19 protein-coding genes are annotated in these 21,701 nt (G+C 57.9%); 5 read left to right on the top strand and 14 right to left on the bottom strand.

The window, feature by feature from the left end; translation table 11 throughout:
• Positions 1–44 precede the first annotated feature (44 nt).
• The 3 genes from QSJ80_RS12550 to ppsA all read right to left on the bottom strand — a co-directional run bounded on the left by QSJ80_RS12550 (position 45) and on the right by ppsA (position 4,600).
• Positions 45–479: a potassium channel family protein gene (locus QSJ80_RS12550; RefSeq protein WP_285764810.1), complete on the bottom strand. Its 435-nt coding sequence runs from the start codon at positions 477–479 to the stop codon at positions 45–47.
• Positions 480–605: 126 nt separating this feature from the next.
• A complete protein-coding gene (gene asnS, locus QSJ80_RS12545) occupies positions 606–2,006 on the bottom strand; it encodes an asparagine--tRNA ligase (RefSeq protein WP_285764809.1) in 1,401 nt (466 codons plus the stop codon).
• Positions 2,007–2,230: 224 nt separating this feature from the next.
• Positions 2,231–4,600, bottom strand: a complete 2,370-nt coding sequence (ppsA, locus tag QSJ80_RS12540; protein ID WP_285764808.1) for a phosphoenolpyruvate synthase — start codon at positions 4,598–4,600, stop codon at positions 2,231–2,233.
• Positions 4,601–4,803: 203 nt separating this feature from the next.
• Here ppsA and ppsR point away from each other — a divergent pair, with 203 nt between their 5' ends.
• The 3 genes from ppsR to QSJ80_RS12525 all read left to right on the top strand — a co-directional run bounded on the left by ppsR (position 4,804) and on the right by QSJ80_RS12525 (position 7,518).
• Entirely contained in the window at positions 4,804–5,628 is an 825-nt protein-coding gene (gene ppsR / locus QSJ80_RS12535; RefSeq protein ID WP_285764807.1) for a posphoenolpyruvate synthetase regulatory kinase/phosphorylase PpsR, read from the top strand.
• Positions 5,629–5,712: 84 nt separating this feature from the next.
• Positions 5,713–7,068 (top strand): aminodeoxychorismate synthase component I, encoded by a 1,356-nt coding sequence (gene pabB, locus QSJ80_RS12530; protein ID WP_285764806.1) that lies wholly within the window; start codon positions 5,713–5,715, stop codon positions 7,066–7,068.
• A 129-nt stretch (positions 7,069–7,197) separates the two neighbouring features.
• The gene (locus QSJ80_RS12525) at positions 7,198–7,518 is read left to right on the top strand and encodes a hypothetical protein (RefSeq protein ID WP_285764805.1); all 321 of its coding nucleotides are present in this window, start codon (positions 7,198–7,200) and stop codon (positions 7,516–7,518) included.
• Between the two features lie 13 nt (positions 7,519–7,531).
• Here the strand turns inward: QSJ80_RS12525 and QSJ80_RS12520 are convergent, their stop codons facing one another.
• From QSJ80_RS12520 to QSJ80_RS12495, 6 genes are all read right to left on the bottom strand, one after another.
• The gene (locus QSJ80_RS12520; protein WP_285764804.1) at positions 7,532–8,086 is read right to left on the bottom strand and encodes a DsrE family protein; all 555 of its coding nucleotides are present in this window, start codon (positions 8,084–8,086) and stop codon (positions 7,532–7,534) included.
• Between the two features lie 59 nt (positions 8,087–8,145).
• The gene (gene prpF, locus QSJ80_RS12515) at positions 8,146–9,324 is read right to left on the bottom strand and encodes a 2-methylaconitate cis-trans isomerase PrpF (RefSeq protein WP_285764803.1); all 1,179 of its coding nucleotides are present in this window, start codon (positions 9,322–9,324) and stop codon (positions 8,146–8,148) included.
• A 33-nt stretch (positions 9,325–9,357) separates the two neighbouring features.
• On the bottom strand, positions 9,358–11,946 hold the full coding sequence (acnD, locus tag QSJ80_RS12510; RefSeq protein ID WP_285764802.1) for a Fe/S-dependent 2-methylisocitrate dehydratase AcnD: 2,589 nt from the start codon (positions 11,944–11,946) through the stop codon (positions 9,358–9,360).
• Between the two features lie 94 nt (positions 11,947–12,040).
• A complete protein-coding gene (gene prpC, locus QSJ80_RS12505; RefSeq protein ID WP_285764801.1) occupies positions 12,041–13,165 on the bottom strand; it encodes a bifunctional 2-methylcitrate synthase/citrate synthase in 1,125 nt (374 codons plus the stop codon).
• 48 nt (positions 13,166–13,213) lie between these two features.
• Positions 13,214–14,101, bottom strand: a complete 888-nt coding sequence (gene prpB / locus QSJ80_RS12500) for a methylisocitrate lyase (RefSeq protein WP_285764800.1) — start codon at positions 14,099–14,101, stop codon at positions 13,214–13,216.
• A 5-nt stretch (positions 14,102–14,106) separates the two neighbouring features.
• The gene (locus tag QSJ80_RS12495) at positions 14,107–14,784 is read right to left on the bottom strand and encodes a GntR family transcriptional regulator (RefSeq protein WP_285764799.1); all 678 of its coding nucleotides are present in this window, start codon (positions 14,782–14,784) and stop codon (positions 14,107–14,109) included.
• A gap of 432 nt (positions 14,785–15,216) precedes the next feature.
• Here QSJ80_RS12495 and QSJ80_RS12490 point away from each other — a divergent pair, with 432 nt between their 5' ends.
• Positions 15,217–15,744 carry a DUF2062 domain-containing protein gene (locus tag QSJ80_RS12490; protein WP_285764798.1) on the top strand — a complete coding sequence of 176 codons (528 nt, stop codon included), beginning with the start codon at positions 15,217–15,219 and terminating at the stop codon, positions 15,742–15,744.
• Between the two features lie 45 nt (positions 15,745–15,789).
• Here the strand turns inward: QSJ80_RS12490 and QSJ80_RS12485 are convergent, their stop codons facing one another.
• The 3 genes from QSJ80_RS12485 to QSJ80_RS12475 all read right to left on the bottom strand — a co-directional run bounded on the left by QSJ80_RS12485 (position 15,790) and on the right by QSJ80_RS12475 (position 19,078).
• Positions 15,790–17,046, bottom strand: coding sequence for a lipoprotein-releasing ABC transporter permease subunit (locus tag QSJ80_RS12485; protein WP_285764797.1), 1,257 nt, complete (start codon positions 17,044–17,046; stop codon positions 15,790–15,792).
• Positions 17,039–17,761: a lipoprotein-releasing ABC transporter ATP-binding protein LolD gene (gene lolD / locus QSJ80_RS12480; protein ID WP_285764935.1), complete on the bottom strand. Its 723-nt coding sequence runs from the start codon at positions 17,759–17,761 to the stop codon at positions 17,039–17,041. The genes QSJ80_RS12485 and lolD overlap by 8 nt, the downstream gene beginning before the upstream one ends.
• A gap of 75 nt (positions 17,762–17,836) precedes the next feature.
• Entirely contained in the window at positions 17,837–19,078 is a 1,242-nt protein-coding gene (locus QSJ80_RS12475) for a lipoprotein-releasing ABC transporter permease subunit (RefSeq protein ID WP_285764796.1), read from the bottom strand.
• A 173-nt stretch (positions 19,079–19,251) separates the two neighbouring features.
• On the opposite strand from QSJ80_RS12475, the gene QSJ80_RS12470 reads away from it, so the two are divergent.
• On the top strand, positions 19,252–19,566 hold the full coding sequence (locus QSJ80_RS12470; RefSeq protein WP_285764795.1) for a hypothetical protein: 315 nt from the start codon (positions 19,252–19,254) through the stop codon (positions 19,564–19,566).
• 93 nt (positions 19,567–19,659) lie between these two features.
• Here the strand turns inward: QSJ80_RS12470 and QSJ80_RS12465 are convergent, their stop codons facing one another.
• Together QSJ80_RS12465 and sthA are read right to left on the bottom strand one after the other, a co-directional pair.
• Complete coding sequence (locus QSJ80_RS12465) at positions 19,660–20,118, bottom strand: thioesterase family protein (protein ID WP_285764794.1); 459 nt, start codon at positions 20,116–20,118, stop codon at positions 19,660–19,662.
• A 125-nt stretch (positions 20,119–20,243) separates the two neighbouring features.
• Entirely contained in the window at positions 20,244–21,641 is a 1,398-nt protein-coding gene (gene sthA / locus QSJ80_RS12460; RefSeq protein WP_285764793.1) for a Si-specific NAD(P)(+) transhydrogenase, read from the bottom strand.
• Between the last annotated feature and the right edge of the window lie 60 nt (positions 21,642–21,701).

The following is a 21,701-nucleotide window of genomic DNA, read 5'->3' as shown; positions in this document are numbered from 1 at the left end:
GTTATATGGAAATTCTGGCGGGAGGGATCCCGCCAAACAGGGTCTCAGGAGAGATTCACGCTCGTTGTTCTGTTTTTTGTGCCGCTCTCCGGAGCGGCTTTTTTGTGCTCCCGCACAGGGCCCTGCGATTCAGTTGGGCGCTCACTGCCAGTCAAATGACTTCCCAGGTGTTTCTCGATCGCCGAGCCAGTCGCCTCCACCGTGATCGCCACAAATATCCCGGTCACCATAAAACCTACCATGGCGATAACGATAGAGAGTGCCTTGGAGGATCGCCTGAGCGGCCTGATATCGCCATAACCGACCGTCAACGCGGTAATAAAGGCCCAGTAGGCAGCGTCGAAACGATTCCAGCCCTCAATCCGCCCGACTATCTCTCCGAGCGCAATAATGGTCAACCCAAGCATCACAAGGATGGGAACCACATACAGAATCGCCTGTAGAAATTCGCGTAGGAAAACAAACGTATACGCCAGCATCGCCCCATCAAGCCCTTTACCGCTCCCTATTAACTAAAGGTTCGCCCGGCGCTATTTTCCAGCCCGTATTGAACAGGCACAAAAAACCCGGCGCGGGGCCGGGTCTATGTAAACATCCTACGCGCGTCAGAAAGCGACGTTCTTCGGGGTACGCGGGAACGGGATTACATCGCGGATATTGGCCATGCCGGTGACATAGGTAACAAGGCGGTCAAAGCCGAGCCCGAAACCACCGTGCGGCACGGTGCCGTAACGGCGCAGGTCACGATACCAGTCCAGGTGCTCCTTCGGGATATCCATTTCATCCATGCGCTGATCGAGCCTGTCCAGGCGCTCCTCACGCTGTGAACCACCGACAATCTCACCGATGCCCGGCGCCAGAATATCCATCGCCGCGACCGTCTTGCCATCGTCGTTCTGGCGCATGTAGAACGCCTTGATGTCCTTCGGGTAGTTCATCACGATCACTGGCTTCTTGAAGTGCTTCTCTGCGAGGTAGCGTTCGTGCTCCGACGCCATATCGATTCCCCAGGAAACAGGAAATTCAAACTTCTCACCGCACTCTTCCAGGATCCTGATGGCATCGGTGTAATCCACGCGCACAAAACTGGCGTTGATGATACTTTCCAGGCGGCTGATTGCCTCCTTGTCGACCCGCTGGGCGAAGAACGCCATATCGTCCGCGCGCTCTTCCAGCACAGCCTTGAACACATACTTGAGCATCTCTTCGGCCAGGTCTGCGCAATCGCTCAGGTCTGCGAATGCGATTTCCGGCTCGACCATCCAGAACTCGGCCAAGTGGCGACTGGTGTTGGAGTTTTCGGCGCGGAAAGTAGGGCCGAAGGTGTAAACCCTGCTCATGGACTGGCAGTAGGACTCGACGTTAAGCTGACCGGATACCGTCAGGAATGTCTCTTCGCCGAAGAAGTCCTTGCTGTAATCCACTGCGCCTTTGTCATTCCGTGGCAGGTTCTGCATATCCAGCGTGCTAACCCGGAACAGCTCTCCCGCCCCTTCACAGTCGGATGCCGTTATCAGTGGTGTGTGCACATAAAGGAACTCGCGCTCGTAGAAAAAGCGGTGAATGGCATGCGCCAGGCAGTTGCGCACCCGCGCTACCGCCCCGGATACATTCGTGCGCGGGCGCAGGTGTGCATGCTCGCGCAGGTATTCGAAGGTATGGCGCTTGGGAGACATCGGGTAGGTTTCCGGGTCATCCACCCAGCCCACTACCTCGAGGCGGGAAGCCAGGATCTCGACTGATTGCCCCTTGCCTTCGGAAGGCTTCAGTTCACCCTCGATATCCACAGAACAGCCGGTGGTGAGCTTGAGCACCTGGGACTCGTAGTGCTCGATGGACGACTCCACGACCACCTGTATCGGGTCGAAGCAGCTGCCGTCGTGGACTGCGAGGAAAGAGAGGCCCGCCTTGGAGTCGCGGCGGGTGCGGATCCACCCCTGGACGCGGACTTTCTGGCCGCTTTCCGGGGTACCTTTGAGAATGCTGGAAATCGATGAAACTTGCATTGTGTGCTCGATTATCTGGTCCCGCGACTGATCAAGCCGCGGGATCTTTTATTGACGAGGCGCCCGCGCAGGGCGAAAAACCTGCGCGATTATAGCAAGGTAGCAGTTAAAAACAGCCGTTGACCAATCAGCCACGCCTGCCTTCGATGACTTCCGCGCGGTAGCACATGAACGGCCAAGGCCTATTGAGGCCGATCACACAGCTCCGGTGTCGTCCCGGCCGGCTATTGCGCCGCGGTTTCGTGGGCCAGGTAGAGCCAGGTATCAACGGCGGTATCCGGGTTCAGGGATACGCTGTCAATGCCCTCCTGCATCAGCCACAGCGCGAAGTCCTTGTGGTCGGAGGGTCCCTGGCCGCAAATACCAATATATTTGCCCTGCTTCTTGCAGGCGCGGATCGCCATGGACAGCAGCGACTTGACTGCCGCATTGCGCTCATCAAACAGCTCCGCCACCAGGCCGGAATCACGATCCAGCCCCAGGGTGAGCTGGGTGAGGTCGTTGGATCCGATCGAGAAGCCATCGAAGTGCTCGAGGAACTCATCTGCCAGCAGCGCATTGGAGGGTAGCTCGCACATCATGATCACTTTCAGGCCATTCTCTCCACGCTTGAGGCCATTCTCCTCCAGCAGCGCCAGCACCTCTGCCGCTTCCTGCGGAGTGCGTACAAACGGCACCATGATCTCGATATTGGTAAGCCCCATTTCGTCGCGCACCTTCTTCAGTGCACGACATTCCAGCGCGAAGCACTCGCGGAAGTCCTCGGAGCGGTATCGGGACGCGCCCCGAAAGCCGAGCATCGGGTTCTCTTCGGTCGGCTCATAAAGATGGCCACCGAGCAGGTGTGCATATTCATTGGACTTGAAATCAGAAAGCCGCACGATGACACGGTTGGGCGCGAACGCGGCACCCAGGGTGGAGATGCCCTCCACCAGCTTCTGCACGATGAAATCCTCGCCACTGGCATAGCCGCCGATACGCTGCTGGATTCGGCTTTGCAGGTCCGATGGGAGCTTGTCGATCTCGAGCAAGGCCTTGGGATGAATACCGATCATCCGGTTAAGGATGAATTCCAGGCGCGCCAGGCCAACCCCCTGGTTTGGTATGCCGCTGAACGCGAATGCGCGATCAGGATTACCGACATTGAGCATGATCTTGAATGGCAGTTCCGGCATGGAGGACACCTCGGTCTCCTCACGATCGAATTCAAGCTCGCCGGCCATCACGAAACCGGTATCACCTTCCGCACAGGAAACTGTCACTGGCATTCCGCTCTTGAGTATATCCGTCGCGTCGCCACAGCCTACTACTGCCGGTATGCCAAGCTCCCGCGCAATGATTGCCGCATGACAGGTGCGACCGCCACGGTTGGTGACGATGGCGCTTGCCTTCTTCAGTACTGGCTCCCAATCCGGGTCGGTCATGTCCGTTACCAGCACTTCGCCGCCCTGCATCAGCGCCATGTCATCGATGCTGTTCATCACGCGCACCTTGCCCGCGCCAATACGCTGGCCGATGCTGCGTCCTTCACACAGAATTTCACCTCGCTCACGTAACAGGTAGCGCTCGATACTGCCCCGGCGCTCCTGCGCCTGGACCGTTTCCGGGCGTGCCTGCAGGATGTAGATCTCGCCGGTATCACCATCCTTGCCCCATTCGATATCCATCGGCCGGCCATAGTGCTTTTCAATCAACACGGCCTGCTCTGCGAGGCGGGTAAGTTCATCATCAGTGAGAGAGAAGTTGAGTCGCTCCTCCGGATCCACTTCGACTGTCTTGACCGCACGGGCGCCCACGCCTTCCGGGTCGTAAACCATCTTGATGGCCTTGCTGCCGCGATTGCGGCGCAGGACAGCCGGACGCCCGGCTTCCAGCGCCGGCTTGTACACGTAGAACTCGTCCGGGTTTACTGCGCCCTGGACGACCGTTTCCCCGAGCCCATAGGAAGAAGTGACAAAAATCACATCGCGGAAGCCGCTTTCCGTATCGAGCGTGAACATCACGCCCGATGCGCCGGTTTCACTGCGCACCATGTGCTGGATACCGGCAGAAAGGGCCACGCCCTCGTGCTCGAAGCCCTGGTGTACGCGGTAGGCGATGGCGCGGTCGTTGTAGAGTGAAGCGAAGACCTCATGGACGGCCTTGATGACCGCATCGATGCCACGAATATTCAGGAAGGTTTCCTGCTGACCCGCAAATGAAGCATCTGGCAGGTCTTCAGCCGTCGCGGATGAGCGAACCGCAACCGGGGTCATGCCCCCACCGAGCTTTTCGTAGCCGGCGCGAATCTGCTGCTCAAGCTCTGGCGGGAAAGGGGTATCCATTACCCACTGGCGAATTTCCTTGCCTGCTGCGGCCAGTGCCACGACGTCTTCTACATCGAGCTTACCCAGCTTTTCATGGATTCGACTTTCCAGCGCATCCTGGGCCAGAAACTGGTTGAACGCGAAAGCAGTAGTGGCAAAGCCACCGGGAACCTGGACACCGGCACCGGCGAGTGAGCTGATCATTTCCCCCAGAGAGGCATTCTTGCCACCGACACGATCGACATCCGACATCCCCAGCTGCTGGAATTCCAAGGTAAAATCTGTCACGTAATTTGCCCCTATTGCCACACTCTTTGGTTGGTTACGGCGGTCGATTATACGGTAACGTTTTGCAAAAGATAGCGCCCGGCAGCGACTACAAAAAAATCGTACGTTTTGTAATTTTGTTACAAAATCAATCAGTTATCGTAAACTTGCCGCATCGCTAAAGTAGCGCCAAACTGCGCGGGTCTTCAAGGGAGAAAACGACGTTGACAGCCAAAAGAACGGCCTTTTTTATTTCAGACGGAACCGGCCTCACAGTGGAGGCAATCGGCCACAGCCTGCTGGCCCAGTTTCGCGATCAGCATGTCGAACAGGTAACCCTGCCCTATATCAACACCAGGGAAAAGGCAGACCTCGCCGTTGAACGCATCAGTAACGCCGCCCGGGACAGCGGTACCCGTCCGATTCTGATCAGCAGTATTGTCGATCCGGAGATTCGCGCGGCACTGCGCGTCAGCCCGGCGATGATGCTTGATGTTTTTGACAGTTACCTGGATCCTCTCGCGCGTGAATTTGGCTCAGGGCCGTCGCAAGTCGTAGGCACCTCACACGGTATCGACTTTGATGCGCGCTACAACGACCGCATCGACGCTGTGCACTTTGCAATGGACAACGATGACGGTCGTCGCACCCGGGAATTTGACCAGGCGGATATCATTCTGCTCGGCGTGTCCCGCTCCGGAAAAACACCCACCTGCCTCTATCTTGCGTTGCAATTTGGTTTGCGCGCCGCAAACTACCCGATCACAGAGGAAGACCTCGACCAGATAAGCCTGCCGAAAATACTGCGCCCTTACCGCCACAAGCTGTTTGGACTCACCATCGAGCCACACCGCCTGATGGCAATCCGCCAACAGCGTCGCGCAAATAGTCGCTATGCTTCTATAGACCAGTGTGAATTCGAGGTAAGGCAAGTCGAGGCGATGATGCGCCGTGCAAGCATTCCATTCCTGAACGCAACGCACCTTTCCATTGAGGAGCTTGCGACGCAGCTTATGTCCCAGGCCGGGATTGAGCGCCGTGTTGGCTGAGCGCGCCGTGCACTTGGGTAAAACTTTGAATCCGCATCCAGATACGGTTTTTATCGCAATTTGCATTGAGCCGGGCGGGAACTTATGAAGTCACTGAAAATTTTCAGCCTGCCTTATCATGAGAACAGTGCGCCTGTATTCCATGCGTTTTCCGATATGCCCTGCCCTGTCTGGCTCGACAGCGCCAAACCCGGTTCACCGAGCGGGCGCTTCGATATCATTGCCGCAGACCCGGTCAACCAGGTCGCGCTGGATGCGGATGCGGCCGCCTCGTTCAGCCCGGTAGATGACTTGCTATGTGAGCTGCAGCCACTGGACGCGACACCGCAGCTCCCGTTCAGCGGTGGCATCATCGGTTTTGCGGGCTACGAAACCGGCGCGCCATTGAACCACCTTTCGCCGGACACACGCGCGACCCCCCTGCCGACAACCTATTTCGGCCTGTATCTGTGGGCGGTGATTGTCGACCATCAATTGCGCAGCAGCCACCTGGTCATTCACCCGGCCGCGACGCCAGTTCAGGTCAGCGATATCCAGGCACGGGTGGCGACAATAGACTGGCAAACCGATCCCCGCATGCACCTGGGGGGCTTCCAGCTGCGCAGCCAGTTTGCGCCGGTATTCGATCGCGGCGCCTACGGTCATGCCTTCCGGAAATTGCAGCAATACATACATGCTGGAGACATTTATCAGGCAAACCTTACCCAGGAATTCCGGGCCGCCTTCAGCGGCAATCCCTTCAGTGCCTACCTGGCATTACGGGAGGCCACGCCAGCGCCCTTTTCAGCCTATATCGACCTGCCCACGGGGCAGATTCTGAGCGTGTCCCCCGAGCGATTCGTCCTTACGGACGGCGAGCAGGTGGAAAGCCGGCCGATCAAGGGGACTGCGCCACGCGGGGCGTCTGCAATTGAGGATGCGCGGCTCGCCGCGGACCTTCAGGCGAGTATCAAGGACCGCGCCGAGAACCTGATGATTGTTGACCTGCTGCGCAACGACATCGGCAAGATCTGCCGCAAGGGCAGTGTCCAGGTACCGCAACTGTTTGGGGTTGAGAGCTACGCCAATGTACATCACCTGGTGAGCATCGTTACCGGTCGCATGGGCGAGGACCAGTACCCTACCGACCTTCTGGATGCCTGTTTTCCCGGTGGTTCCATCACCGGTGCCCCCAAGCGCCGGGCAATGGAAATTATTCGCGAACTCGAGTCCGGGCCGCGCGGCGTCTACTGTGGCAGCATCGGTTATGTAAGTGTCTGTGGGCGCAGTGATACCAGTATCGCCATACGCACATTGACCTGCGCGGACGGCCAGGTGCATTGCTGGGGCGGTGGCGGCATAGTGGCAGACTCAGACGAGGAATCCGAGTATCAGGAGTCGCTCATCAAGGTGCGCAAACTTATGACCACCCTGGAAAGCTTCCTTTCAACCAGCCGCTGAACAGGCTCTGCCACGGCATTTACCACTTTCGCGTAGCAAATGGTTATAACGCTATCCCATTTTGGTATTTCCAGGATTTCTGGCGCTTTGGTAAATTGCCCGCAATCGTGAAAAAGACCCGGCAGAATTATGCGTATCACGCTGGTTAAGAAACGCCTGAGCGACGGCAACCTTTGCAGCAAGTGCCGCGATGTGCATGCACGCCTGCAAGACAACGATCAATTGAAGTTTATCGACCGTGTACTGATCGCAGAGGAAGGCGATACCTCAAGTGAGGGCACGCAGCTGGCGCGCCAGCTGGGCGTGGACAAGGCCCCGTTCTTCGTCGTTGAAGGTAGAGATGGTAGGCACGATGTTTACACCGTGTACTTCAAGTTTGCCAGGGAAGTGCTGGCGCCCCTGCAACAGGGCGCACAGCCGGGTGCAAACAGAGCATCGAGCACAGCCTGAAACCCCCGCCCCATTAGAACGGATTTACGGTATACCCCGCCTGCTGAAGCAGGGCGTGCGCGGTCATCGCTGACACAGCCACCTCCACTCCCGGCAGCAGGTCACCCGCGGCAATTCCCTGGTAAGCTGCGGACTGGCCACAGATGATTACCCTCACCCCCTGCTTCTGCAATTCGGCAAGCAATTCGGCATTCGGGTTCTCCGCGCTGTATTTTGCCTGGTATGCCCTGGTATTCAGCAGGTCGAAGCCCGCCTTGCCATGCACCACCAGCGCCAGGTCAATCTGCTCTGGCGGTACGCCGGCAAGCGCCTGCATATTGATAAACCGCGCCAGGCTGACGAACTTCCGGTTCGGACTTTCCTGCCCGCCGCTGTCCGTCGCATCAAAGGCAACCTTGAATTCTTCTGAACCAGACAGCGGACGACTCTGCTCGACAGAAACTACAGGCCCGTAAGCCTTGATGACAGGCCCGGTGCTGAACTCGGAAGCAAAAGCAGGCTGTATGAACGCTATCGAGACTGCCCCCATTGCAATGCGGTTGCCATAACTGCGGTCTCTTCTTTTCATTGGTCTTTTTTTCATTGGTTTTTTCTTTATTCTTGCCGCAAACTGCTTTTTGACTTCGTCTAGAACGTATCGCCCGGCACGCGTACCCAACCTTCCATCAGAACGCGCGCGCTGCGACTCATGGAAACCTTTTTAGCAATCCACTTATCCCCCTGCTGTTCAGCTTCTGCGCCGACACGCAGGGTCCCCGAAGGATGCCCGAAATTCACTGCAGAGCGTTCACCACCGCCCGCGGCCAGGTTCACCAGTGTACCGGGAATTGCCGCTGCAGTACCGATCGCAACGGCAGCTGTACCCATCATGGCATGGTGCAGCTTGCCCATGGAGAGTGCGCGTACATTGAGGTCAATATCCGCAGCCTCTACCTGCTTGCCACTGGAAGCTTGGTAAGCTGAAGCAGGGGCGACAAATGCGACTTTAGGCGTATGCTGCCGTGCAGCTGCCTGCTCCACAGATCCGATCAAGCCCATACGCACGGCACCATGCGCGCGGATGGTTTCGAACATCGCCAGTGCCTTCGCATCCGCGTTGATGTCGTCCTGCAGCTCGGTCCCGCTGTAACCGATCTCCGCCGCATTCAGGAAGATGGTCGGTATACCGGCATTGATCATGGTCGCCTGCAGGCTCCCGACACCCGGGACCGCCAGGGTATCCACCAGGTTTCCGGTAGGAAACATATCACCCTCACCGTCCGCCGGTTCCAGGAAGTCGATCCGCACTTCCGCCGCCGGGAATGTGACCCCGTCGAGCTCGAAATCACCGGTTTCCTGAACCTGCCCGCTGCTCATCGGCACATGCGCGATAATCGTCTTGCCAATATTGGCCTGCCAGATACGAACTTCGGCGATGCCATCTTGTGGTATCCGCTCCGCATCGACCAGGCCATTACTGATCGCAAAAGCACCCACCGCAGCGGTCAGGTTACCGCAGTTACCACTCCAATCCACAAATGGCCTGTCGATCGCGACCTGCCCGAAAAGGTAGTCCACTTCGTGATCATCCTTCGAACTTCTGGACAGGATCACCGTCTTGCTGGTGCTTGAGGTGGCCCCACCCATGCCATCGGTCTGCTTGCCATAGGGATCGGGACTGCCGATTACGCGCAGCAGCATTGCGTCGCGCGCCGGGCCAGCCTCCTGCAGCGCCTGGGGCAATTGCTCCAGGCTGAAGAACACACCCTTGCTGGTCCCGCCGCGCATATAGGTTGCGGGAATCTTGATCTGTGGAGAAAACGCCATACGTATAGTTATCCTGTTCCTCAGTTGGGCGCGTCAGGCATTCGCCTGCTCGAGGAAATCCTTGGCAAAGCGCTGCAATACACCACCCGCCTCGTAGATTGAAACCTCTTCCGCGGTGTCCAGGCGGCACTTGACCGGGACCTCCACGGACTCACCGCTGCTGCGCTGTATTACCAGCGTCAGGGACGCACCCGGTGTACGCTCGCCCAGCACATCGAAAGTTTCGGTGCCGTCGATACCAAGCGTCTTGCGGGTTGTGCCGGGCAGGAACTCGAGCGGCAGCACACCCATACCAATCAGGTTGGTGCGATGAATGCGCTCGAAACCTTCCGCGACGATCGCTTCAACGCCCGCCAGCCGAACACCCTTTGCAGCCCAGTCCCGCGACGAGCCCTGACCGTAATCGGCACCGGCGACGATGATCAGCGGCTGCTTGCGGTCCATATAGGTTTCAATCGCTTCCCACATCCGCGTAACCTTGCCCTCCGGCTCGACGCGTGCGAGGGACCCCTGCCTGACCTCGCCATCCTCACGAATCATTTCATTGAAGAGTTTCGGATTGGCAAAAGTGGCACGCTGTGCCGTCAGGTGGTCGCCACGGTGGGTCGCATAGGAGTTGAAGTCTTCTTCGGGCAGCCCCATCTTTGCGAGGTATTCGCCGGCTGCACTGCTGGCCAGAATCGCATTGGAGGGTGACAGGTGGTCAGTGGTGATATTGTCACCCAGCACCGCCAATGGGCGCATGCCTTTCAGGGCGCGCTCGCCAGCAAGAGCACCTTCCCAGTAAGGTGGACGACGAATATAGGTGCTCTGCGGGCGCCAGTCATACAGCGGGTTGCCCTGCTCGCTCTCGTCCTTCAATTCGAACATGGGGATATAGACATCGCGGAACTGTTCTGGTTTGACGCTGGCCTTCACGATCGCATCGATCTCCTCATCGCTCGGCCAGATGTCCTTCAGCATGATCGGGTTGCCATCGGCATCGTACCCCAGTGCATCCTTTTCAATATCGAAACGGATGCTGCCGGCAATAGCGTAGGCCACCACCAGCGGCGGTGAAGCGAGGAATGCCTGCTTTGCAAACGGGTGAATGCGGCCATCGAAGTTGCGATTGCCGGACAGGACCGCAGTTGCATACAGGTCGCGCTCTACCACTTCCTTCTGGATCACCGGGTCCAGCGCACCACTCATGCCGTTACAGGTGGTGCAGGCAAACGCGACCACGCCGAAGCCCAGTTGCTCGAGTTCCGGCAACAGGTTGGCCTCCGTCAGGTAGGTCTTGACCGTTTTAGATCCCGGAGCCAGGGAGGATTTTACCCACGGCTTACGGGCAAGTCCGAGGCGGTTTGCATTGCGGGCAATCAGGCCGGCGGCAATCATGTTGCGCGGATTGCTGGTGTTGGTACAGCTGGTGATTGCCGCGATAATCACAGCACCGTCGGGCATCAGGCCTTCCGGTTGCTCATAGTCACGCGCGATGCCGCGGCTTGCCAGTTCTGCGGCGGGCAGCAGCGCGTGCGGGTTGGACGGGCCGGCGAGGTTGCGGCCGACGCTGTCCAGGTCAAACTTGAGCACCCGCTCGTATTCTGCGTGTTCCAGCGACTCTGCCCACAGGCCAGTTTCCTTTGCATAGCACTCGACCAGCGCGATCTGGTCGTCCTCGCGCCCGGTCAGGCGCAGATAATCGATTGTCTGCTGGTCAATCGCGAACATCGCCGCGGTTGCGCCGTACTCAGGCGTCATATTGGAAATGGTCGCACGGTCGCCGAGGGAAAGGTTGGCAGCACCCTCACCAAAGAACTCGAGGTAGGCGCCAACGACCCGCTCCCGTCGCAGGAATTCCGTCAGCGCAAGTACCAGGTCCGTACCGGTGATACCCGGCTGCAGCTTGCCGGTAAGCTCGACACCGACGATGTCTGGCAGGCGCATGTAGGACGCGCGGCCCAGCATCACGCTCTCTGCCTCGAGCCCACCAACGCCAACGGAGATTACACCCAGCGCATCCACCATGGGCGTGTGGCTGTCGGTGCCGACACAGGTATCCGGGAAGGCCACACCGTCGCGCACCTGCACGACCGGAGACATTTTTTCCAGATTGATCTGGTGCATGATGCCGTTACCCGGCGGGATCACGTCGACGTTCTTGAACGCCGTCTTGGTCCAGTTGATAAAGTGGAAGCGATCTTCGTTGCGTCGCTCCTCTACCGCCCGGTTCTTCTCAAACGCATCCTTTTCAAAACCGGGGTGTTCCACCGCAAGCGAGTGGTCCACGATCAGCTGCGTGGGCACCACGGGATTGACCATGGCGGGGTCGCCACCCTTGTCAGCAATTGCATCGCGCAAACCGGCGAGGTCCACCAGGGCCGTCTGGCCCAGGATGTCATGACACACGACACGCGCAGGAAACCATGGGAAGTCCATCTCTCGCTTGCGCTCAATAATCTGCCTGAGGCTGCCAGTGAGCTTTTCCGGCTCGCAGCGGCGAACGAGGTTTTCCGCCAGGATCCTCGAGGTGTAGGGCAGCTTTTCAAATGCACCGGGGGCAATCGCATCGACCGCCGCACGGGTATCGTAAAAATCGAGAGAGGTGCCCGGCAAGGGCTTGCGGTATTCGGTATTCATGAATAGATATCGCTGGAATTTGGAAAACAGGAATGGGCACCCACCGGCGGGCGCCCCCCTTTGTATCGACAGCCGCGAAGGATTGCGGCCGAAATCAACGCTGTTCGATCGGCGTTACATGACGCGGCTCGGGGCCGGTGTATTCCGCACTCGGGCGAATAATCCGATTGTCTGCACGCTGCTCGAACACGTGTGCGGCCCAGCCAGTGAGGCGTGACATCACAAAGATCGGGGTAAACAGCTTGGTAGGAATCCCCATGAAGTGGTAAGCCGATGCGTGGAAGAAGTCTGCGTTGCAGAACAGCTTTTTCTCACGCCACATGACTTCCTCACAACGTACGGAGACCGGGTAAAGAGCCGTATCACCCACGTCAGCGGCCAGCTTTTCTGACCACGCCTTGATGATCACGTTACGTGGGTCGGATTCGCGGTAGATCGCGTGGCCGAAGCCCATGATCTTTTCCTTGCGCTCCAGCATGCCCAGCAGTTCTTTTTCCGCTTCATCGGCATTACTGAAGCGTTCGATCAGCTCCATGGCCGCTTCGTTGGCGCCGCCGTGCAGCGGTCCGCGCAGGGAGCCAATGGCACCGGTCACGCAGCTGAACAGGTCGGACAGCGTGGAGGCGCAAACACGCGCAGTAAAAGTAGAGGCGTTGAACTCATGCTCCGCGTACAGGATCAGGGAAACATTCATCACCTGCTCATGCAGGGCATTTGGCTTTTCACCACGCAGCATGTGGAGGAAGTGCGCTCCCATGGAATCATCGTCGGTCTCTGTCTCGATACGCACGCCATCATGGCTGTATCGGTACCAGTAGCAGATAATTGACGGGAAGGCAGCTAGCAGGCGATCAGCCTTGGCCTCCTGCTGGGAGAAATCGTCCTCGCCTTCAAGGTTACCCAACATTGAGCACCCGGTGCGCATGACATCCATCGGGTGCGCATCGGCCGGGATACGCTCAAGCACTTCCTTCAGCGCCTGCGGCAAGCCGCGCATGCCTTTCAGTGCAGCCTTGTATTCGTCAAGCTGCGCCTGGTTCGGCAACTCACCCTTGAGAATCAGGTAAGCCACTTCTTCGAACGTGCAGCATTCCGCGAGATCCTTGACATCATAGCCACGGTAAGTGAGGCCGGACCCGGATACACCCACTGTCGAAAGCGCGGTCTTGCCCGCTACCTGGCCACGCAGGCCGGCACCACCCAGTTTTTTCTCTGCCATTTCCTTAATCTCCCATCCTAACCATTATGTTTTTAACGTTTGAAATTCTTACTTCTTGCTCACTGCAAACAGCGCGTCGAGTTTGTCCTCGAAGGCGTGGTAGTTCAGGTAGTCGTAGAGCTCTGCACGAGTCTGCATGGTGTCCACCACCGCCTTCTGGTCGCCATTCTCGAGGATTGAGCCGTAGACATTCTCCGCAGCCTTGTTCATGGCACGGAACGCAGACAGCGGGTAAAGCACGATGTCCGCACCGGACTCCATCAGCTCTGCCTTGTTAAACAGTTCGGTCTTGCCGAACTCGGTGATATTGGCAAGGATCGGTACATTCAGGGCGCCCTTGAATGCGCGATAGTGTTCGAGCTGGGTAACGGCTTCCGCGAAGATACCGTCTGCGCCGGCTTCAATGCATGCCTGCGCACGATCAATTGCAGCCTCCAGGCCCTCCTGCGCGAAGGAATCCGTGCGTGCCATCACAAAGAAATTGTCATCGGTGCGTGCATCCACAGCAGCTTTGATCCGGTCCACCATTTCCTGCTTGGACACGATCTCCTTGTTCGGGCGGTGGCCACAGCGCTTTTGTGCGACCTGATCTTCGATGTGCACCGCAGCAACACCCGCACGCACCATTTCCTTTACAGTGCGTGCAATGTTGAATGCACCACCCCAACCGGTATCGATATCGACCAGCAGCGGAAGTTCGCTGGCGGCGGTGATGCGGCGAGCGTCTTCGATGACGTTTTCAAGGCTGGTCATGCCAAGATCCGGCATCCCGTAGGACGCGTTGGCAACACCGGCGCCGGAGAGGTAAATCGCCTTGTGGCCGATTCGCTCAGCCATCATTGCGCAATAGGCATTGACGGTACCCACTACCTGCAGAGGCTTGTTATCGACGATTGCCTGGCGAAAGCGCGCGCCGGGGGAAACCAGTGTGGACATAAGTATTACCCTATCTTTGCTTGAATATTGTTGCGCGACGCACGAATGTGGCGGCGCATAAGAATTTCTGCCAATTCGCCATCTCTGGCTTCGATGGCGTCGATGATGTGCATATGTTCCCGGAACGCCCTTTTGGCGCGCGGGCTGGCCATGCCAAGCTGGTAGCGATACATGCGCACCCGGTAATAGAGCCGGTTGCACAGCGTATCGATCAGCAGCTGGTTCCCCGAGCCCTGTACGATCCGGAAGTGGAAGTCGAAGTCACCCTCTGGCTGGAAGTAGGCCGTACCGGCCTGCAGCTCTGACTGCTGCTCATGCTCTTCCATCACCGCGCGCAGGCCATCTATCTCGGCCTGGTTCATATTTTCAGCGGCGAGCCTGCACGCCATGCCCTCCAGGGCCTCGCGCACCTCGTAGAGCTCCAGCAGTCCGCGACCATCCAGCTCCACCACTCGTGCACCCACGTTGACCCGGCGCTCCAGTAACCCCAGCGATTCCAGTCGCATCAGCGCCTCGCGCAGGGAACCCCGGCTGGTCTGGAAGCGCTTCGCCAGCTCGGGCTCGCTGATTTTGGAGCCGGCTGCAATATTGCCCTCGACGATCTCCCCGCGAAGGGACTCGAACAACCGGTCAGCGAGGCTTTGGCCGCCATTTGCGTAAGCGGGAGTGGATACAGACGACATAAGTTGAATCCGGGCGACATTGTCGACAATGTTTTTCTTGGCAGCAACGATATAGCCACAAAATGGGGAGGTCAAGTAGCCGAAGGTCGCTATTGTCGACACTTTTAAGGCACCGATAGACCTTCCAAGGTCCTGTGACCGAACTCAAAACTAGAGTTTGCAGACTGGCCGAGGCATAATGCGCGCGCGGAAATGGCGCGGGATCCCACGCTGAGGGAAGGACCGGAAGCGAAGGGTTCTACACTGCCTAAGCGCCCTTCCCTATAATCGCGGGGCGTGGGGTTTACGAGATTTACGGATGGCCATTGTTGGTAAGCGAATGGAATTCAGGCAGGCAACATCCTGGGCGCGGCGCGCTTTGGATATTGCCACGTCGGGTGGCGAGGAATCTACCGCACCCGCGATAAGCTATACCACCACAGGCGGCTACTGATGCCCAAACGGACGATCAAACGCTGGCTGCCCTCACCGGAAAAAATCCGCAGCCTCAACGCGCTCGGGTTTCTCGGCGAAATACTCCACGAGCCCAATCTGTTCCACCTCAACCGGCAGTCCGTATCCATGGCCATCGCCGTGGGCATTTTTGTCGCGTTCCTGCCCATCCCCGGCCAGATGCCGGTGGCGGCGCTGCTCGCCCTGTTGCTGCGCTGCAACCTGCCCATTTCGGTCATCCTGGTCTGGATCAGTAACCCGGTCACCATACCGGCAATCTTTTACGCCACGTATAAATTCGGGGCCTGGCTACTGGGTACACCACCGATCAATTTCACCATTGAACTGTCATGGGAATGGATCAGCACCGAACTGCAAAAGATCTGGGCACCCCTGCTACTCGGCTCCATTCTCTGCGGGTTGGTATTAGCAACTACGGCATACTTCGGTATGCGCGCATTCTGGCGCTGGCACGTGTTGAAGCGCTGGAAACACCGCCTGGCCCAGCGGCGCCTGAAAGAGGCGTAGCGCTCGCCCCTTAGAATTAGGCTCGAAGGTCCCTTCAAGAAACATTCACTCGTGACGCAGCGCGACAGCGGGCTCCACGCGGCTCGCCTTGGTGGCGGGATAGATGGTCGCGACAAGACTGAGCAGGAACCCGGCTACCGTCACCAGCAGCACATCTGCCCAGTGCAACTCCGCGGGCAGATAGTCCACCGGATAGACGTCCGAGGTCAGGAACTTGACCGAAAGCATGCGCTCTACCAGCGCCACCAGATCGGTAACCCCGAGAGACGCGATGACTCCCAGCACTGCCCCGATCACGCTACCCACAGCGCCAACCAGCGCGCCCTGAACGACAAAAGTTTTCAGTATCTGGGAGGTGGTTACACCCATGGTGCGCAAGATGGCAATATCGCCCTGCTTGTCGATTACCACCATTACCAGCGTTGAAACGACGTTGAAGGCAGCGATACCGATAATCAGCAGCACCAGCAAGCTGACCAGGTTGCGGGACATCTGGATGGCCTGGTAGAGGTTGCCGTGCGTACGGGTCCAGTCGGCACCATAGAAGCCGGTGCCGCTGTAGTCGCGCAACGCTTCACGCAACAGCTGATTTGCCTGCAGCATTTCATCGAACCGCAACTGCATTCCGGCGCCACCCTGCCCACCGGCAAGTGCCCTTGCCTCACCCCAGGCGACCAGGGCCAGGCTCTGGTCGAGCGCGGTTCCGGAGTGGAATACTTCCAGTACCCGAAAACCCGCCAGGCGGGCCGCTGCGCGACCGCCAGTGCGACTGGTGTCCGGCACCACGATGGTCAGCCGCTCTCCCGCATTGATACCCAACGCATCTGCCAGCCCCTTACCCAGGATGATCTGTGCCTCGGCCCCATCGGCCGAGAGTCCGGCGAGGGCTCCGCCCGGCAGGTGCTCGGCAATACTGGAAACGGTAGTGATGGTCTCGGGGTTTACGCCTTGCACCAGCAGGGGCGTGACCTCGCGCCCCTTGCGCGCAAGCGCATTCACTTGCCAGACCTCTGCGGCACCGGTGATTGCGGATTTTGCCAGCATTACTTGACGCAGGTCTGGCCAATCTACGTCGTCGGTGCGGTTATAGATGGTTGCATGGGGCATGATGCCGAGAATGCGCTCGCGCAGTTCCCGGTCAAAGCCATTCATGATGGACATCACCACGATCATCAATGCCACACCGAGGATCAGCCCCACCATCGACAGTCCGGAAATGAATGACACCAGCGCACCACTGTCATCACCGCGACGACCGCTCGCGTAGCGCAGGCCTATGTAGGCCGGAAGCGGCCTAAACATCGGCGCCCTTGTAGATCTCGCCATCGCGCAACTCCAGGCATCGGTCGAGGGAGGCCGCCAACTGCTGGTCGTGCGTGACGATGACAAAACTGATGCCCATGTCGCGGTTTAGCTGTGCCATCAGCGCCTGAACTTCCTCTGCAGTCGCGCGATCGAGGTTGCCGGTAGGCTCGTCCATCAGTACGCACTGCGGGTAATTGACCAGCGCACGCGCGATGGCAACACGCTGCCGCTCACCACCGGACAACTGCGCCGGTTTATGGCTGGTCCGCGCACCAAGACCAACGGCTTCCAGCATACTGGCGGCCCGTTCCCGCGCCTCAGCGACGCCAGCCTTGCCAATCAACATTGGCATGGCCACATTCTCCAGCGCGGTAAACTCATCCAGCAGATGGTGAAACTGGTAGACGAACCCAAGGCTCGAATTTCGCAATAGCCCCCGGGCATTGGCATCCAGGTTATCGAGGTTTTCCCCGGCGATACTGACACTGCCAGAGGTAGGTGTATCCAGCCCGCCTAGCAGGTTCAGCAAGGTTGACTTGCCGGAGCCCGACGCACCAATAATCGCGACCCTTTCGCCAGGCATGACGCTGAAAGAAACCCCTTTGAGAACCGGCAATTGGTTGCCTGCCTGCGAGTAACTCTTGTGCAGGTCTTCACAGAGCAAGACGGCCGTGGGGTTGCCGGCGCCTTGGGCAGACGCTTTTTGCTGCATACGCTCACCGATCACTTCCATACTGCCAATCCCGTGTCCAAATAAACTGTTACTTGTGCCATTCCTTAGAATGCCTCATTCGTATCGGAGCGCTTCGGCAGGCTCCACTTGGGACGCACGCCATGCCGGGTACAGTGTCGCAGCAAAGCTCATCAAAAGGGCCGCAACCAGAACCACCAGTACATCATCTCCACGCAGCTCACTCGGCAGGTAGCTGACGAAAAAAACACTGGGATCAAACAGGTAGGTACCGGTGAGCTCTTCGAACCAGCGCACGATGTCGCTGATATTCAGTGCCAGCAAAATACCCAACACTGCACCGGCCAGCGCACCCAGCACGCCGATGGCACTCCCCTGCACGACAAAAACGCCCATGATCTGGCGGGACGTCAAACCCAGCGTGCGCAATACGGCAATATCTGCACGCTTGTCCGCCACCATCAATACCAGGGCGGACACAATATTGAATGCGGCAACCGCGACGATGATCATCAACATCACCATGACTACGGTTTTTTCCATCTTGACCGCAGCAAACAGGCTCCCCTGTGTCTTGCTCCAGTCTGTGCCGACAAAACCCTCACCAAGACCGTCTGCGTACCTTGATACGGTTCCAACAGCGTCATTCATATCTGCGAACTTGAGCTGCAGGCCCTGAACCTTGCCGCGCATGCGGACCAGTCGCGCCGCATCCTCGATATTGATCAACGCCAGGCTCTGGTCAACCTGGGCGCCAACGGAAAAGACCCCGGTTACGGTGAAGCGTTTGGTCCTGGGGAAAATGCCCGCGGGCGTAACAGTTACGTCCGGCAGTGTTAACAACACCTGATCTCCGGGTGTTACGCCAAGGCTGAGCGCCAGTAAACGCCCCAATACAATCGAATAGCTGCGGGGCTGCAGCGTTTCCAGGTCACCCAGCAGCATATGCTCACCGACAACGGAAACCCGGCCCAGGTCTGCCGGTAACACACCCTGGAATTCAACGCCCTGGCTGTGCGCATTGGCAGCGAGCAGACCAAAACCTTTCACAAATGGGCTTGCAGCGACAACACCCGGCAACCCCTCGAGTTCCGCTCGAGCAGTACGCCAGTCCGAAATACCGCCCGTTTTCTCGACAAAGCCATGCGGCACAACGCTGAGAATGCGGGTTTTCAACTCCCGGTCAAAACCGTTCATTACCGAGCTCACAACAATAAGCGCCATGACACCGAGGGCCATGCCGAGCAAGGAGAAACCGTTAATAAAGGAGATGAACTGCTGGCGCCGCCTGGCAGCGACGTACTTCAATCCAACATACAGAGGAACAGGCTTTATCATCAGGCGATTAAAGCTGAAAAACGTGAAGAAATCCAAGCGTTTAGCCGCCGTGCAGGCATATACTTGGTGGAACACGGGAATTCACGCCGGCCGAATAGTCAACCCAGCACAGCCATGCTACGCTGGTGGCAACTCAGGCGCCGCCGTATAAATAATAAACACCTCGGAGAATAATGATGTTCAGTATCTTGCACCGTAAAATCCTGATGCCACTCATTGCCGCCAGCCTTCTAGCCGGTATGCCTGCCGTTGCTGAGGAAGTGAAGGTTCCCGTGGGCTCCCAGGGCAGCCTTTATCAGGAAGTACAGATGCGCGGCCTGTCCATGGATGACATTATCAACCGTCTCGGTGAACCACTCGCAAAAGAAGGTCCGGTTGGTGAACCGCCAATCAGCCGCTGGGAGTACCAGGAATTCTACGTGTATTTTGAGCACCGTACCGTACTTCACACAGTGATGAAGTTCCGCCCGAAGACTGAAGACCAATAAGGTTTTTGGCATCGGTTCGGCCGCACCAGACGGCCGAACCCGCAAGATACACTTCCCTGCTCGCTACCAGCTCGCCACCTTTCTTTCTGCGGCCTAGTACAGGTAAGTTGCGGTACCTACCGCGATCAGCTCGCCTTCACTATTCGAAAGCTCCATCCGCGTTACAACCAGTTTGTTACCTGTACGTAAAATACTGCCAACGCCCCTGAACCACTCCCCTCTCCCCGGTTTCAGGTAATCGATCCGCATATCAATGGTGCCAAGCTTGCCGAGGCGCTTTACCTTCTCCTGCCAACTGATATCCCCAAGGCGCATATAAGCCGCGTACATGGCCGTCATACCGCCAACAGCATCCAGTACGCTCGCTGTAACCCCTCCGTGCAGAATCTTTTGCCAGACATTACCGACCAGCTCGGGTTTGAACTCGAAGCGGGCACTCAGGGTGTCGCTTTCGATATCCTCGAGCGCCAGGCCAATATGCTTGTTGAACGGAATGTCATTGAACGCTTTGCCGATCAGGGCGCGGAGTTCGTCAGGGGAAGGTTCGGTCATGCTCGGTACAACAGGTTGGGAATCACAGCTCTGATTCTGCTTATTGGGCAATGAAAGCGGTAGGCAAAATTTACCGAGTTGACAGGCAATGAATGCGGAAGCGCAGGCGCGCTTCCGCACAGGAGTCAGAGCCGGGTAACCCGGTTCAGGCCCTCAAGTGCCGCACTGCGGTACGCCTCGGCCATGGTCGGGTAATTGAACGTGGTATTCACAAAGAACTCGATCGAATTATTGGGTGCAGGCTGGTTCATCACCGCCTGCCCGATATGCACGATCTCCGCCGCCTCGGCACCGAAACAGTGAATGCCCAGAATCTCCAGGGTGTCGATATGGAACAGGATCTTGAGCATCCCCACCTTCTCACCGGAGATCTGCGCCCTTGCGGTGTGCTTGAAGAAAGCACGCCCAACTTCGTAAGGTACTTTTGCCGCAGTCAGCTCGGACTCTGTCTTGCCGACGGAGGAAATCTCGGGAAGCGTATAGATGCCGGTGGGCGCATCCTTGATGATACGGTGGCCCTTGCCAATCACAGCATTCGCGACTGCCCTGCCCTGGTCGTAGGAAGCGCTCGCGAGGCTCGGCCAACCGATCACATCGCCCACCGCATAAACACCTTCTACGGCCGACATGTAGTGCTCATCCACGCTCAACTGGCCACGGTGGTTCGCCTCCAGACCAATTTCCTCGAGCCCCAGGTATTGGGTGTTACCGGTACGACCATTACACCAAAGCAGCGCGTCGCCATGGATGCGCTTGCCGCTTTTCATCTCAATAGTGACGCCGCGACCATCAGGAATTACCTTGGCATATTCTTCGCGATGACGGACGTTAACGCCGATGTCCCGCAGGTGGTAACTCAGGGCATCGGAGATTTCATCATCAAGGAATTCGAGCAAACTGCCGCGGCTATTGATCAGGTCGACCTTTACGCCGAGACCCGCAAAAATGGAGGCATACTCACAGCCGATTACACCCGCACCGTAAATGATGAGGTTCTTCGGGGTGTGTTGCATATCCAGGATGGTGTCACTGTCATAGACACGCGGGTGCGAGAAATCCACGTCTTCCGGACGGTACGGGCGTGAACCGGTGGCAATGACAACCTTCTCGGCACTGATAGTTTCCACAGCGCCATCCAGAAGGTGCACTTCCAGCTTGCCAGCCTCAACGAACCGCGCTTCGCCGATATGCAGATCCACACGATTGCGCGCATAGAAACTGGTATGCATTTCCACCTGCCGCGGAATGACCCGGTTCACCTCGGACATCACTTGCGGGAACGTCAGCCTGCGTGGCTCACCGAGCGCACGGAACAGGTGCTGGGTGTTGTAACGCATCAGTTGTTTTACCGCGTGACGCAGCGCTTTGGACGGAATGGTACCCTTGTGGGTGCAGTTACCCCCAACCACATTGCGCTTTTCGATCACCGCCGCACGCAGGCCTTTTTTTGCGGCACTCATCGCCGCAGCCTCGCCCGCCGGACCGGACCCGATAACTACCAGATCGTACTGATGGTCTGCCATATTCCCTCTATCGATATCCCAGGTTTCCGGGGCAGTCACCCCGCGGGGCCAGAGTCGTTG

Origin of the sequence: Biformimicrobium ophioploci (assembly GCF_030270605.1) — a bacterium.
Taxonomy (GTDB): domain Bacteria; phylum Pseudomonadota; class Gammaproteobacteria; order Pseudomonadales; family Cellvibrionaceae; genus Biformimicrobium; species Biformimicrobium ophioploci.
Note: the sequence above shows the minus strand (reverse complement) of the source record. Positions and strands in the feature narration are given on the sequence as shown.